Origin of the sequence: Sorangium sp. So ce117, from assembly GCF_051524395.1 — a bacterium.
Classification (GTDB): domain Bacteria; phylum Myxococcota_A; class Polyangia; order Polyangiales; family Polyangiaceae; genus Sorangium; species Sorangium cellulosum_B.
The window spans coordinates 8642010-8654978 of record NZ_CP150309.1 but is presented as its reverse complement, the minus strand read 5'-3'; the positions used below and the strand labels follow the sequence as shown (position 1 = coordinate 8654978).

The 12969-nt window shown below is 72.2% G+C and carries 14 protein-coding genes and 1 pseudogene; 5 read left to right on the top strand and 10 right to left on the bottom strand.

Annotated features, from left to right (window positions below; translation table 11 throughout):
• Positions 1–99: 99 nt before the first annotated feature.
• Positions 100–1542, top strand: coding sequence for a porin (locus WMF46_RS32315; protein WP_437980724.1), 1443 nt, complete (start codon positions 100–102; stop codon positions 1540–1542).
• Between the two features lie 30 nt (positions 1543–1572).
• Here WMF46_RS32315 and WMF46_RS32310 read toward each other — a convergent pair whose 3' ends face one another.
• Positions 1573–1950, bottom strand: coding sequence for a hypothetical protein (locus WMF46_RS32310; RefSeq protein WP_437980723.1), 378 nt, complete (start codon positions 1948–1950; stop codon positions 1573–1575).
• Positions 1951–2217: 267 nt separating this feature from the next.
• Between WMF46_RS32310 and WMF46_RS32305 the strand changes: the two genes are divergently transcribed.
• Complete coding sequence (locus WMF46_RS32305; RefSeq protein ID WP_437980722.1) at positions 2218–3243, top strand: SMP-30/gluconolactonase/LRE family protein; 1026 nt, start codon at positions 2218–2220, stop codon at positions 3241–3243.
• A 93-nt stretch (positions 3244–3336) separates the two neighbouring features.
• Here the strand turns inward: WMF46_RS32305 and WMF46_RS32300 are convergent, their stop codons facing one another.
• The 3 genes from WMF46_RS32300 to WMF46_RS32290 form a co-directional block, all read right to left on the bottom strand.
• Positions 3337–4287: an epimerase gene (locus WMF46_RS32300; protein ID WP_437980721.1), complete on the bottom strand. Its 951-nt coding sequence runs from the start codon at positions 4285–4287 to the stop codon at positions 3337–3339.
• A 137-nt stretch (positions 4288–4424) separates the two neighbouring features.
• Positions 4425–4928 carry an SRPBCC family protein gene (locus tag WMF46_RS32295; protein ID WP_437293963.1) on the bottom strand — a complete coding sequence of 168 codons (504 nt, stop codon included), beginning with the start codon at positions 4926–4928 and terminating at the stop codon, positions 4425–4427.
• Complete coding sequence (locus tag WMF46_RS32290; protein WP_437980720.1) at positions 4925–5302, bottom strand: ArsR/SmtB family transcription factor; 378 nt, start codon at positions 5300–5302, stop codon at positions 4925–4927. Before WMF46_RS32290 ends, WMF46_RS32295 begins: the two co-directional genes overlap by 4 nt.
• 259 nt (positions 5303–5561) lie before the next feature.
• On the opposite strand from WMF46_RS32290, the gene WMF46_RS32285 reads away from it, so the two are divergent.
• From WMF46_RS32285 to WMF46_RS32275, 3 genes and pseudogenes are all read left to right on the top strand, one after another.
• Positions 5562–6020 carry a VOC family protein gene (locus WMF46_RS32285; RefSeq protein ID WP_437980719.1) on the top strand — a complete coding sequence of 153 codons (459 nt, stop codon included), beginning with the start codon at positions 5562–5564 and terminating at the stop codon, positions 6018–6020.
• Positions 6021–6118: 98 nt separating this feature from the next.
• Positions 6119–6838 (top strand): 16S rRNA (guanine(527)-N(7))-methyltransferase RsmG, encoded by a 720-nt coding sequence (gene rsmG, locus WMF46_RS32280; RefSeq protein WP_437980718.1) that lies wholly within the window; start codon positions 6119–6121, stop codon positions 6836–6838.
• 485 nt (positions 6839–7323) lie between these two features.
• Positions 7324–7623: pseudogene (locus WMF46_RS32275) on the top strand (STAS domain-containing protein); the annotation flags it as partial.
• Positions 7624–7745: 122 nt separating this feature from the next.
• Here the strand turns inward: WMF46_RS32275 and WMF46_RS32270 are convergent.
• The 6 genes from WMF46_RS32270 to WMF46_RS32245 all read right to left on the bottom strand — a co-directional run bounded on the left by WMF46_RS32270 (position 7746) and on the right by WMF46_RS32245 (position 12870).
• Positions 7746–9035, bottom strand: coding sequence for a lactonase family protein (locus WMF46_RS32270; protein ID WP_437980717.1), 1290 nt, complete (start codon positions 9033–9035; stop codon positions 7746–7748).
• A gap of 160 nt (positions 9036–9195) precedes the next feature.
• Positions 9196–9876, bottom strand: a complete 681-nt coding sequence (locus WMF46_RS32265) for an NrsF family protein (protein ID WP_437980716.1) — start codon at positions 9874–9876, stop codon at positions 9196–9198.
• The gene (locus WMF46_RS32260; protein ID WP_437980715.1) at positions 9866–10507 is read right to left on the bottom strand and encodes an RNA polymerase sigma factor; all 642 of its coding nucleotides are present in this window, start codon (positions 10505–10507) and stop codon (positions 9866–9868) included. The genes WMF46_RS32265 and WMF46_RS32260 overlap by 11 nt, the downstream gene beginning before the upstream one ends.
• Before the next feature lie 38 nt (positions 10508–10545).
• Positions 10546–11541, bottom strand: coding sequence for an HvfC/BufC N-terminal domain-containing protein (locus tag WMF46_RS32255; protein WP_437980714.1), 996 nt, complete (start codon positions 11539–11541; stop codon positions 10546–10548).
• Positions 11538–12419 (bottom strand): DUF692 domain-containing protein, encoded by an 882-nt coding sequence (locus WMF46_RS32250; RefSeq protein ID WP_437980713.1) that lies wholly within the window; start codon positions 12417–12419, stop codon positions 11538–11540. The genes WMF46_RS32255 and WMF46_RS32250 overlap by 4 nt, the downstream gene beginning before the upstream one ends.
• Positions 12420–12450: 31 nt before the next feature.
• A complete protein-coding gene (locus WMF46_RS32245; RefSeq protein ID WP_437980712.1) occupies positions 12451–12870 on the bottom strand; it encodes a hypothetical protein in 420 nt (139 codons plus the stop codon).
• Positions 12871–12969 lie beyond the last annotated feature (99 nt).

Sequence of the window (12969 nt, the reverse complement as noted above, 5' to 3'; positions counted from 1 at the left end):
CGCCGGCGGCTGGTGCCGGCCGTGCGCCCCGCTCGTCGAGGGTCGTGCGCCGTGCGTCGTGCGTCGTCAGCAGCTGGTTTGATCCGAGGAACAACGCGCTTGAAATCGATCAACGGAAAGAAGTCGCACACGGTCCGCGCGGCAGCGGCGCTCTGGCTCGTCGCCGCCGCGCTCCCCTCCCAGGCGTCCGCTCAGCAGCCCGCGGCGCCGCCCCAGGCTCCGGCGCCGCCCCAGGCCCCGGCGCCGCCCCAGGCCCCGGCGCCGCTTCCGGCCCCAGCGCCCCAGGAGACCGGGGCGGCGGCCGGCGTCGAGCCGCTGAGCCGCCGGGTCGCGGAGCTCGAGCAGCAGCAGCGCGCGCTGATCGAGCGCCTCGAGGCCGAGCGCAAGGCGGCCGCCGAGGAGCGGGCCAGCGCGGCGAAGGACAAGGGCAGCGGCGTCAAGGTGACGGCGGCTCCTGGAAAGGGCTTCACCGTCAAGACGGCGGACGACAAGTTCTCGTCCACGATCCGTGCCCGCGTGCAGCTCCGCGAGACCATCACGCACACGGGAGAGGACGACACGAACGAGATCAACGTGAAGACGGTGCGCCTCACGACGAGCGGCCATGTCCTCTCGCCCGATCTCAAGTACACCGTGCAGCTCGCCTTCGGCGGCAACGACTTCGAGAAGGACAGCCCCTCTCCCGTCTTCGACGCCTTCGTCGAGTACACCGGGATCCGCGATCTCAACGTGCGTGTCGGCCAGTTCTTCGTCCCGTTCGACCGGGCGCGGACCACGCGCGAGTTCACCCTGCAGCTGGTCGATCGCCAGATCGCCGTCCGCGAGTTCACGCTCGATCGCGACGTCGGGCTGATGCTCTCATCACCCGATCTCTTCGGCCTGGGAGGCAAGCTGTCGTACAACCTCTTCGTGGGCGGCGGCGAGGGGCGCAATCGCTTCGGCGGTCAGAAGCACGGCCCGCTCGCGGTGGCGCGGCTCGCGGTCCGCCCGTTCGGCGCGTTCGACGACGACCAGGAGGGCGACCTCTCTCGCGAGGCGAAGCCCCGGCTCGCGGTGGGCGTCGCGGGCGCCTACAACCACCAGACCAACCGCCAGAACAGCACCTATGGCACGACGCTCGCGCACGGCGCGGCCGACTACCTGCACGGCGCGGCGGATCTCGTCTTCAAATATGCCGGCTTCTCGCTCTCGGCCGAGGCCGTGGTGCGCCACGCCGAGCGGGATTCCTTCGAGGGCGAGGTCGACGGCGCGCCCGTGCGGGAGTGGACCCGGTCGGGTTACGGCTACTTCGTCCAGTCGGGCTTCCTGCTGACCGAGCGGGTCGAGGTCGCCGCGCGCTGGGACCAGATCTTCGCGGAGCGCGGCACCGATCCGAAGCTCGTCGACCTCGTCGACACGCAGGGAAAGCAGGTCGGCGGCGGGCTCAATTACTACGTGAACGGGTATGCCCTGAAGATCCAGGGCGACTATTTCTACATCTTCGGCAAGGACACCGCCGACGCCCGCCACGTCGGTCGCCTCCAGCTCGACGCCACGTTCTGAAGGCGACGCGCGGCCAGGGGGAAATCATGATCACTTCTCAGACTTCCCTCGCCAGGCGTCCATCTGCGCTCGGTCGCGACCCCTGATGGCCTCGAGCTCATGGCGTTGTTCGTCGGTGAGGTCCGGATTCACTGCCCAGAGTGCCTTTGCCTCCTCCGGGGACTCGGCCCACATCAAGACATCGCGGTAGTCGCCCTTCGCGGCGTCGGTCATCCGGCGAAGCTCCCCGAGGGCGTCTCCGCTGAGCTTGATGATCGCCAGACGGACGCGCGCGGTCTCCCGCTCGTACGATTCGACGCCGTAGCGGCTGAGCTCGGCGCGCGCCGCAGCGCGGGCTTCCTCGGAAGGCCACGCGGCGACCAGCTTCTGTTCGACCTCCGGCTCCAGAACCTTTCTCTCTCTGCTCATGCGGTCGCCGCCACTGCATCCAGGTGAAAGGAGTACGGACGGTCGCCGTACTGCTGGTCCCCGTGCGCAGCGACCGCATACGACCGTGCCTTTTCTCTCGTGGTACTCATGAGGCCTAACCATCAGTCGAGTGGTCAACCGGAGCCGGCGGCCCAGGTCTGTCCAGATCGTCGCCTTTTATGAACTTTCCCACGGAGAGTCTCATGGATCGACGCTGCGCCGCAAGCGCTCGGCGCTGTGGTAAATTCGCCGCCCGGAGGTCTTCTCGTGGAACGATCTCGTGGCATTTTCACGTCCATCGCCGCTGCGGCCGCGATGGTTTCCTGCGGCGGGGAGACCCCGCCGCCCGCGCTGGCGCCGGCGGCCTCCGCTTCCGCCGCGCCCGTCGCGACGAACAGCGTCGAACCCCCGCCTGCGGCTCCGGCTCCTCCCGCGGCGTCCACGGCGGCGCCGGAGCCGCCCAGGCTTGCCGCGCCGAGCCCTGTCGCAAGGTACACCGGCTTCGCCAAGCCGGAGAGTGTGCTCTACGACGCGGACAACGACCGGTACCTCGTGTCGAACATCAACGGCAATCCGGACGACAAGGACAACAACGGCTTCATCTCCGTCCTCTCGCCCGACGGTCAGGTGACGAATCTAAAGTGGATCGAGGGCGGCAAGGCCAAGGTCAGGCTCGACGCGCCGACAGGCTCGGCGATCGCGAAGGGCGTGCTCTACATCGCCGACCTCACGACCGTCCGGATGTTCGATCTCAAGACCGGGGCGCCGAAGGGGGAGATCTCCATCCCCGGTACGACGTTGCTGAACGACGTCGCTGCGGCTCCGGACGGCAAGGTCTACGTGTCCGACTCCGGCTTCAAGATCACCGCGACCGGAAGCCTCGAGGCGACGTCGAGCGATGCCATGTACGTCATCGAGAAGGGCAAGGCCAGGGCGCTGCTGAAGACCACCGACCTGCACATGCCGAACGGCCTCGCATGGTCCGACAAGGGACTCGTGGTCTGCTCGAGCGGCGCTCCCGAGGTCTTCCGCCTCGATGAGAAGGGCGCCAGGCAGGACGTGACCACCACGGCGCCCGGCGGCCGCCTCGACGGCCTGATCTCCCTCGGGGACTCGCTCCTCGTGACCAGCCACGAAGCGTCGGCGGTGCTTCGCGGGAAGCTCGGCGGGACCTTCGAGGTCGCGATTCCCGAGCAGAAGACGCCCGCGGACATCGGTTACGACACGAAGCGTGGACGCGTCCTCGTCCCCCATGTGATGGTGGACACGGTCGACGTCTACGAGCTGAGGTGATCCGCGGACGAAAGACCCCTCGCGACGGAGGAAGGCCGCCTCGATGCGGCGATGGACGGCTGATGCCTCGCGGGCGCCGGGCTGTTCACCTCCTCAGCTCTTGGCGCGCCATCGCGCCACGAGGTCGCGCGCCGCCGCCGACCACTCGGTGAAGGCGAACGTGAACCCGGCCTCGCGCAGGCGTCCCGGGACGACGCGCCGGCTCTTCAACACGAGCTCGGTGTCCGTGCGCATCACGAGCGCGCCGACCTCCAGCATCCATTTCGTCGCGGGCAACCCGAAGCCGATACCCCAGGCCTCGCGCAGCGCGCGCATGAAATCGCGGTAGGGGAGCGGCCCCGGCGAGGCGAGGTTGACCGGCCCGGAGATGTCGTCCCGCTCGATCAAGAACCTCGTCGCTCGCACGAAGTCGCGATCGTGGATCCACGACACGAACTGCTGCCCTCCGCCGGCCGGACCGCCGAGGCCCCGCCGGGTGAGCCCGAGCAGCACGTCGAAGATGCCGCCGCGATCAGGGCTCATCACCATGGATGCGCGGATCGCGATCTTGCGCGTGCGCGGCGTCTTGGCCTCGTCCAGCGCCTGCTCCCACGCTCGGGCGATCTCGACGCTGTTGCGCCAAGTCGAGGGGACGTCCGGCTCGTCGCCGCCGAGGAGCCCGGTCGCCTCGTCGTTGGGCGCGTCGTGGCGGTGCGCGTAGATCGTGGCCGTGCTCATCTGCAGCCATACGCGCGGCGGCTGTGAGGCGGCGGCGATCGCCTCGCCGACGGCGCGCGTCGAGTCCACACGAGAGCTCCTCATCGCGCGGAGGTTCTCGTCCGTGTAACGGCAGTTCACGCTGCGGCCAGCGAGGTTGAACACCACGTCGGCGCCGTCGAGCTCGCGCGCCCAGGGACCGAGCGTGCGTCCATCCCACGGCACGACCCGCCCTGCGGGCACGCTCGCGCTGCGGCACAGGACGATCACCTCGTGTCCGTCGGCCGCGAAGGCGCGCGCAAGGATCTGACCTACCTGTCCGCTCCCACCCGGAAGGACGATCTTCATGCCGCGAGCCTATCCCGGGCTGCCGCGAATGCACAGCCCGCTCCTTCTCCTCGTCCAGGGCTGGAGCGCCGCGAAGGAGATGGGGAAATCATGATCACTTCTGCCGAGCGCCCGCGCGCGCTACGCCTGAGTACGCGCTACGCCTGCGTGCGCGCGTCGCCCAGGTAATAGTCGCGCTGCGCCGGATAGTAGTCGGCGAAGCTGGGCAGCGGCTCGCCGAGCCTGGAGGCGACGAGCATGTCGAGGTAGTACTCCCAGCCCGGCCCGACATCGCCGGCGAGCGCTGGATCGGCGAGGCGCTGGATGAAGGTAAGCTCGGTGATCTCACCCTTCGCCGCGAGCGACAGCTCGAGCCGCCACTCGCCGTGATCGTCCTTGGCCGAGAGCGCAAGGCGATGCGGCGGCTCGCACGTGTCGATCGAGAAGTCACACCATGGCGCCCCCTGCTCGAACGCCATCTGAAGGCGCACCGTCTTGCCGGGCCCCGCTTCGCCCTCCCACGGGCCGATCCAGCGCGCCGTGCTCTCGGAGGCGGTGACGCTCTGCCAGACATCCTCGATGGGGGCGCGAAAGCTGCGCGTGATGACGAGATCGGCGCCTGTCGCCGTGCTCCGGACGCGGCCTGTGGGTCGGGGGCTCATGCGGTCTCCTTCCTTCGTTTCGCTTCGTTGTGAGACGAGGATGCGGTCGCCATGCGCCGCTGCCGGCCGACGCGCTGCACCTCGGTCTCGAGCGCGTCGAACCGGCGGTGCCACGGGCTCGCTGCGTGCAACTCGCGCAAGAACGCCTCGAGCTCGGCGAGCGCACCGAGATCGAGGCGGTACTCGCGCTCGCGACCGCACTGGACGTCGCGCACCAGGCCCGCCTCGCGCAGCACGCGCAGGTGACGGCTGACCGCCGGGCGGCTGACCGGAAACGCGCCGGCGATCGCGCCCGCCGTGGCGGTGCGATCGCGCAGCATCCGCAGGATCTCCCGCCGGATCGGATCCGCCAGCGCCTGGGCAACGGCGTCCATCGGCGTGATGTGTAACGGATGTGTTACGCGTTCGTCAAGCCGCACGGCCGAGCGCGCAGGTGAATTTCGTCCAATACGCGGTCGGCGCGATGCTCCAGGATGAGCGCCAACCCGGATCGCCGAGGCGACGCGCGCCAGGAGAGGCCTGCCTTCCTCCTGGCGCACGGGCGCGCGAGGAGCGCCGCTCGATCGTCAAGGCAACTCCCGCCGTTCCCCCGGGAAAGGCCATGATCCAAGACGAGCACGAAGGAGCGCGACGATGACGAAGAGCAAGGTCCACCCCGTCCCGGAAGGTCAGACGTGCTTCCCCTACCTGAGCGCGCGGAGCGCCGCGGAAGCCATCGAGTTCTACAAGCGCGCGTTCGGCGCGCGCGAGGACTCGCGCATCCCGATGCCCGACGGGCGGATCGGCCACGCCGAGCTGTCCATCGGTCGAGCTCGGTTCTTCCTGTCGGACGAGTATCCCGAGCTCGGCGCCATCAGCCCCGAGACGCTGGGAGGCAGCAGCCCGGCCGTCGTCGTCTACGTGGAGGACGTGGACGCGCTCGTCGCTCAGGCCGCGGCGGCAGGCGCGACCATCGATCGCCCGCCGCAGGACAAGCCGTTCGGAGACCGGACGGCCTGGCTCCGCGATCCGTTCGGCCATCGCTGGTCCTTCGCGAGCCGGATCGAGGACGTCTCTCCCGAAGAGCTGCAGAGGCGCCTCTCGGCGGCGTAGCGACCCGCCACAAGGGCGGCCCCGGAGCGGGCGGGGAGGGCGAGCGCGAGAATTGCGGCGCTTCACGAGGGAGAGCTTGCTAGGGTGCGCGGACGTCCATGCTCCCTGACGAACGCGCTCCTCTCCCGCTGCCGGCTCCCGCTCCGCTCACGCCTCCGGAGGGCTTCGCGGAGCGCCTCGCGGCGATCGGCGTCACCCTCGACGCCGCGACGATCGCCAGGCTCGGCGATTACCTCGCGCGCCTGCTCGCGATGAACGAGCTGATGAACCTCACCTCGATCACGGATCCGGTCGAGGTCTGGGAGAAACACATCCTCGATTCGCTCACGCTCCTGCCCCTGCTGGAGGAGCTGAGCGAGGGGGCGCGCCTCGCCGACATCGGCTCGGGCGGGGGCCTCCCCGGCCTTCCGGTCGCCATCGCTCGGCCCGATCTCAAGGTGACGCTGGTGGAGGCGACGCAGAAGAAGGCTTCGTTCCTCGTCGCGGTGGCCGCGGGCCTCGGCCTCACCAACGTGTCGGTGCGCGCCGAGCGCGCCGAGCAGCTCGGCAAGGGCGATCTCCAAGGCGCGTTCGACGCGGTGACGGCGCGCGCGGTGGGGCGCCTTGTCATGCTGGTCCCCCTGACGGTGCCCTTCGTGCGGCCCAACGGGATCGTGCTGCTGGTGAAGGGCCAGCGCGCCGAGGAGGAGCTCGCCGAGGCGAGCTGGGTCCTCGGGCGACAGCGGGCCGCCTTCGTGAAGACCGTGGCGACGCCGACGGGGAAGATCGTGATGCTGCGGAAGTCGGGGGAGGAGCCGAAGCGCCATCTCGGGCGGTGAGCCACGGCGGGGTTCCTTCCCCCCGCCGAGCGCCCACAGCCCCGCTACAGGCCCTTGACGAGCGCCTCGGACGTCTCGCCGAACGCGAGCTCGACTGCGCACCAGATCCGCCAGGGTCGTCTTCGGCTCCAGCTTGCCCTTCTTGTCCGCATCACAGCGGCTCGAGCTCCGTCACGAGACCCCGGCGAACGGATCCGACCGCGGCTGCGACAGCTTCGTCTCCGGGCGGGTACGGCCCACATCCATTGTTGTGTTTCGCCTCGCTTCAGTTTGACGACCAGTCCATTCATCAGAACAATGGTCCGCGTCGGCCGCGTCGCTCGCGTGCTGCGGAAGACGAGGGATCCGACGATGAGGACGGCAGGCCGGCCGATCCCGCCGGCGACGAGGTTCGCCCTCGTGCTCAGCGTCGTTCCGACGCAGGCAGACGCATCCGAACCCAGCGCCGGAATGAGCCTCGGCGGATCCAGGCTGGCACCGCTCCGCGCGCCCGCGAGCTCTACGCCGACGAGCGCCTGGAGGCGGACGGCAGCAAGCTCTATCGTCTGCACGGCACCCTGTTCTTCGCCTCCACCACGCCCTTCCTCGACCTGTTCGACGCCGTCGACGACCCGCCCCAGGTGACGCTGGACTGCCGCCACCTGAGCTTCGTCGACTACTCGGCCATCGCCGCGCTGAAGACCCTGCGCGGACGCTACGCCAAGGCCGGCAAGCACCTGCGCGTGGTGCACCTGTCCGAGCGCTGCAAGCAGCTGCTCAAGCGCGCGGGCAGCCATCACGGCTGAAGCCAGGCCTCAGCCCGCCAGCCCCCCGAGCCGGATCGAAGAGGTTTCCCGAAGAGCTGGAGAGGCGCCGCTCGGCGGCGTGGCGATCCGTCACAGGGGCGCGGGAGAGGGCGCCCCGGTGGTCACTGGTCCGGCAGGGCCACGATCCCGACATAGGTGGGCTCGGGGACCTCGGTGACACGGCCTGTCGGCTCGAGGGCGCCCGTCGCCTCGTCCACGCGAAACGCGACGATGTTGCTTGAATCCTGGTTCGCGACGAGCATCAGATCGCCTGTCGGAGAGATCTGGAAATGGCGAGGCGTCATGCCTTGCGTCGAGGCATGGCCGGCGGGCGTGAGCGTGCCCCGCTCGGGATCGACCGCGAAGATGGCGATGCTGTCGTGGCCGCGGTTCGACCCGTACACGAACTTGCCCGACGGGGACACCTGGACCTCGGCGGAGAAGTTTCCTTCGGCGCTCACGCCGTCGGGCAAGGTCGACACGGTGGCCATGGCGGTGAACGTCCCGCGCGACGCATCGTAGCTCAGGGGGGTGATCGAACCGGAAGACTCGTTGATCACGTACGCGAACCGGCCGTTCGGGTGGAACTCGAGGTGTCTAGGCGTCGTGTCCTCGGGGAGCGAGAGGGCTGGCGGGTCATTCGGCTCCATCTGGCCCGTGTCCGCGTCGAAGGTGAGCTGCGCTATCTCGTCGAGCCCGAGGTTGGTGACGAACGCGAACCGGTTCGCCGGATCGGTCATGGCGTGGTGCGACCTCGTCCGGCGACCGAAGGCCACGTCGAAGGCCGCCTGGCCGAGCGCGCCGTCCTGGCCCACGGGGAGCACCGCCGCCGTCCCGCCGGCGTAGTTGGCGACGAGGACGAAGCGCCCGGAGCGATCCGTGGACAGGTGGGCGGGGCCCGCGCCCTTCGAGGACGCCCTGTTGATGAGCTCGAGCGTCCCGCCCTGGGGATCGATCCGGAACGCGCTGACCGCGCCCGACAGCTCCCCGTCCACCTCGTTCAGCTCGTTCGCCGCGAAGAGGCGCTGGTGCGCGGGGTCGACGGCGAGGAAGGTCGGGTTCATCTCGGCGTCGAGCGGGCCCTGCACGGCCGAGAGCGCGCCGTCGGCGCCGTCCAGGCGGAAGACGAAGAGCCCCTCGTGACCACCGACATAGACCATGAACGCGCGTTCGGCCTGCGAGCTGCCGCCGCCCGCGCCGTTGCCGCCCGCGCCGCCGCTGCCGCCCGCGCCGCCGCCGCTCGTGCTGCTGGCGCTCGTGCTGCCGACGCTCGTGCTGCCGACGCCCTGGTTCGCGCCGTCACCGCCGCCGGTGGTCACGCCCGTCGTGGCGCCGTTGTTCGCGGCTCCGGCGCCGGAGCTGCCGCATCCGAGCCACAGTCCCGCCGCCAGAAAGAGGAGCGCGCGCTGCATCGACCTGGTTTCTCCTGCTTCCTGCGTTAGACCTGGCCAGCGCCGCGGCGCAAGCGGCACGGCGCGCTCCCCTTCGCGGCGCGCTGCGGCAGGTCCGCGGCGGTCGCGCCGCCTCGCAGCGATCGATGGCCGGGGAGGACGCGCGACGCGGCGCGGCGCCTCAGGCTCGCCCGCGCAGCGCCCCGGCGGCGGCGCCGAGGAGCGCGCCGGCCGCGATGGGCACGCCGTGGGCGAAGGCGACGTGGACGACCTCGTCGAGCGAGCAGTGCGCGTGGATGCCGATCGCCGCCCCGAGCCCGCACAGGGCCCCGATCGTGGCGCCCCGCCACGCCGGGGCCGAGAGGAACGAGCGGCGCAGCACGAGCGCCGCCAGCGCGAACGGCACGAGCGCCATGCCGAGCGCGACCGCGCTGCACTCGAGGTGCACGCTCAGGGGCGCCAGCACGTCGTCCCCACGCGACGTGAGGACCGCCGCGGCCAGGAACCCGACCGCCACCGCGGCGACGAGCGCCTGGAGCGCCCGCACGCTGGCCGGCAGGCCCCGGGCGCGCGGCAAGAGCGCGAGCAGCAGGCCGAGGCCGGAGAGCGCCGCCAGGAGGACGAGCGGGAGGGCGACCCGGGGCGATCCGAGGTCGTCGCGGAAGCCCTCCACCCACGTCTGGAGCAGGATCCACGCGAGCCCCGCCAGGATCGCGCCCACGACGAGGCGCTCGCGCGCCGGGCGCGTCGGCGACGGCTCGGCCGGCGCGTCGACCCGGGCCGGCGGCGGGCGGGCGGCGAGGTGGGCCGCGGGATCGGGGATGTCCTTCAGCCCGCTCAGCAAGTCGCGCTCATTCGACATTGGCACCTCCCCGGACGCTCCCCTGGCCCTTGCTCCGGCGGCGCTGTTCCGCGCCTCCTGGTTCCGCCTCGGGCCGCCGCTTGAGATCGTCGAGCGCCGCCCGCAGCGCCTCGTAGGCGCGGAACGCGCGGAGCTTCACCGCGCTCGCGGTCGTCCCCAGGATCGCCGCGGCGTCCTGCACGCTCAGCCCCTCGTACCGGATCAGGATGAACGCCTCGCGCTGCGAGGCCGGCAGGCCCGCCAGCGTCCGCTCCACCGCCCGCGCCGTCTCGGAGGCGATCGCGACCGCCTCGGCGTCCGCGCCGCGCGCGTCCGGCGGCTCCGCGCCCGGATCGCTCGGCAGGCGCTCGGTGCCGCGGTGCTTCTGGGCGCGCGCGTGATCCAGGTAGACGTTGCGCGCGATGGCGTAGGCCCACGGCGCGACGGCGCCGCCGCGGGCGAAGCTCGATCGGGCGCGGTGCATCCGCAGGAACGTCTCCTGCGTCAGGTCGCCCGCGAGCGTCTCCGAGCCGCTCATGCGGGCGAGGTACGCGAGGAGGCGCGCCGCGAGCGCGCGGTGCAGCTCCGGAAACGCGCGCGCGTCGCCGCACGCGTACCGGTCCATCGCTTCGTTCAGGGCGAGCTCATCCATGGAGGTCCTGACGGCATACACCGTCTGCGCCCCGGCGATCATCGCGACGGCCCGAGGAGCGCCCCGCGCTCGGCAAGATCGCTCAGCAGGGCCGCGGTGCTCTCCAGCACCGGCCCGTCGACCGGGTGCCCCTGCGCGGCGCAGCCCGCGACCACGGCCTCCCCGAGCGCGGCGCCCGCGAGGAGGCGGCCCAGGATCTCGGCCGCGAGCGGCGTGAGCTCGAGGAAGCGCACGTCGTGCGCGGCGTCGCGGTACACGAGCAGGCGGGTGGGCTCGCGGGCCGGCACGTCGCGCGCCGACGCGTCGCCCTGCAGCCTGTGGACCGCGTGCTCGTAGCGCACGAGCGCCGCGGCCTGCTGGAAGCGCGCCCCCCGGTCGAGCGACAGCGCGTCGCCCAGGGGCCCCGGCGCCTCGTTGCCCGGTGTTGCCGGCGCCTCGTCGCCGAGCGGCCCTGACGCCCCGCCCGCGCCGGCCTCCTCGTCCTGCTCGGCGCACGCCGCCGCGAAGGCGGCCAGCTCGTGGCGCGCGAGATCCGCGAGGTACGCGGGGACCTCCGCATCCCCGGCCCAGCGCGGCGCCGCGAAGCCCACGAACTCGAACGCGACGTCGCGGAGGTAGCGCGACCGGGGCGGCTCCGCCTCGATGAAGCGCGCCACGTCCGCCTCGAACCGCGCGCCGAGCCGCGCCGCGGTCCGCGGGATCCCGGCGCGGATCGCGCCCGTCAGCCCGCGGCGGATGAGGCTCCGGTAGAGCAGCAGCCGCTTCGGCGGGAGCGCTGCCATCGCCTCGAGGTCCGGCCCCTCGAGCCCGGCGCGGGCGAGCCACGCGCGGGGATCGGCCGCGATCGCCTCGCCGTCCGGCGCGGTCACGCTCCGCTGGAGCGCCCGCTCCAGCGCCGCGAGCTCCGGCGGCGGCGTGTTCGACGTCTCGCCGGTCTCGCCGGTCTCGCGCGCCTCGCGCGCCTCGCGCGCCTCGCGCGCCTCGCGCGCCTCGCGCGCCTCGCCCATCTCGCCCATCTCGCCCGCCGCGCTCACGCCCGCGCCTCCCGCGCGGCGAGCCCGCGCCGGTACGCCGCGTCGACCTCGGCGAGCTCGGCGAGCAGCGCGCCGAGCGGCGGCACGTCGTTGTCCCGCTCGAGCACGACCGGCACCGGCCCGGTCCGCGCGACCGCGCGGGCGAGCAGGTCGAGCACCGGGGCGATGGCCGGCGCGCCGTGCGTGTCGACGAGGACCTCCGCGTCGTCGCGCCATTCGTGCCCTGCAACGTGCATCGCGGCCACGCGCTCGGGAGGGATCTTCTCCAGGAACGCGATCGGGTCGAAGCCGTGGTTCCGGGCGTTGACGTAGACGTTGTTCACGTCGAGCAGGAGCCGGCAGCCGGCGCGCTCGAGCACCTCGACGAGGAAGTCGGCCTCGTCGAGCGAGGCGCGGCCCGGGACCAGGTAGTAGGTGATGTTCTCGATCGCCATCGGGCGCTCGAGCCGCTCCTCCGCCTCGCGGATGCGGGCCGCGGCGTGGGCGGCGGCCGCGGACGTGTGCGGGAGCGGCAGCAGGTCGTGGAGGAACGCGCCGTCGACCCCGGAGAAGCAGAGGTGGTCGCTGTGGAAGGGGGGATCGAGCCGCTCCAGGAACCCCCCGAGCGCGCGCAGGTAGCCGGCGTCGAGCGGATCGAGCCCGCCGACGGACAGGGTGAGCCCGTGCGTCAGGATCGGGCGGTGCTCCCGGACGCGCTCGATCGCGGCGGTGAAGTAGCCGCCGCGCCGCATGTAGTTCTCGGGGGAGAGCTCGAAGAAGGGGACGGGCAGCGCCGCGTCGCGCGCGCCGTGATCGGGCGCGTCGAGCGCCGCGAGCACCTCGTCGAGGAACTCCCATCGGAGCCCGAGGCCGACACCGGTGAGCGCGCTGCCGGTCATGGGGGTACGGGGAGGGCGCGGGAGGCCGCGATCAGCCGCAGGTGCCCTGGCCGCAGCCCGCGTGGCCGGGCTTCTTCGCGGCGGCGCCCGTCTTCTTGGCGGCGGGCTTGGCCGGGGCGCCGGTGGCCGGGGCCGCGGTGGGCGGCGCGGGCGGCGCGGCCGTGGCCGCCGGGGTGGCCGTGGGGGCGACCTGCGGCGAGGTCGCGGCGGACTGCGCGTCGCCCGGCGGCGCGGGCTCGGCCGGGGCGGCGGGGACGTTGGCGCCCGCGGCGGCGTCGCCGGTGGCGGCCTCGGCCGGCGCGGGCGCCGGCGCGGGCTCGGCCGGGGCGGTCTGCTCTGCGGGGACCTCGCTCGCGTTGACCGGCGCCTGCGCGCCGGCGCAGCCGCTCATCACCATGGCGCCGGCGCTCAGCGCGGCGAGGGTCTCGTAAATGCTCTTCTTCGACAGCATCGTGTGGCTCCTCTGGTTCTCGTCTCGACGGGCCTGCGCCCACCGTTGTCGTCTCGACGGGCTGCGCCCTCCGGCGGGCGAGGCGTCATCCGGCTTCCG

What these genes read in the sequence shown, in the direction of transcription:
- WMF46_RS32285 (WP_437980719.1), top strand. Translation starts at nt 5,562, where the DNA reads ATGACGAAGAGCAAGGTCCACCCCGTCCCGGAAGGTCAGACGTGCTTC.
- WMF46_RS32260 (WP_437980715.1), bottom strand. Translation starts at nt 10,507, where the DNA reads ATGGATGAGCTCGCCCTGAACGAAGCGATGGACCGGTACGCGTGCGGC.
- WMF46_RS32250 (WP_437980713.1), bottom strand. Translation starts at nt 12,419, where the DNA reads ATGACCGGCAGCGCGCTCACCGGTGTCGGCCTCGGGCTCCGATGGGAG.
- WMF46_RS32295 (WP_437293963.1), bottom strand. Translation starts at nt 4,928, where the DNA reads ATGAGCCCCCGACCCACAGGCCGCGTCCGGAGCACGGCGACAGGCGCC.
- rsmG (WP_437980718.1), top strand. Translation starts at nt 6,119, where the DNA reads ATGCTCCCTGACGAACGCGCTCCTCTCCCGCTGCCGGCTCCCGCTCCG.
- WMF46_RS32270 (WP_437980717.1), bottom strand. Translation starts at nt 9,035, where the DNA reads ATGCAGCGCGCGCTCCTCTTTCTGGCGGCGGGACTGTGGCTCGGATGC.
- WMF46_RS32290 (WP_437980720.1), bottom strand. Translation starts at nt 5,302, where the DNA reads ATGGACGCCGTTGCCCAGGCGCTGGCGGATCCGATCCGGCGGGAGATC.
- WMF46_RS32265 (WP_437980716.1), bottom strand. Translation starts at nt 9,876, where the DNA reads ATGTCGAATGAGCGCGACTTGCTGAGCGGGCTGAAGGACATCCCCGAT.
- WMF46_RS32300 (WP_437980721.1), bottom strand. Translation starts at nt 4,287, where the DNA reads ATGAAGATCGTCCTTCCGGGTGGGAGCGGACAGGTAGGTCAGATCCTT.
- WMF46_RS32310 (WP_437980723.1), bottom strand. Translation starts at nt 1,950, where the DNA reads ATGAGCAGAGAGAGAAAGGTTCTGGAGCCGGAGGTCGAACAGAAGCTG.
- WMF46_RS32245 (WP_437980712.1), bottom strand. Translation starts at nt 12,870, where the DNA reads ATGCTGTCGAAGAAGAGCATTTACGAGACCCTCGCCGCGCTGAGCGCC.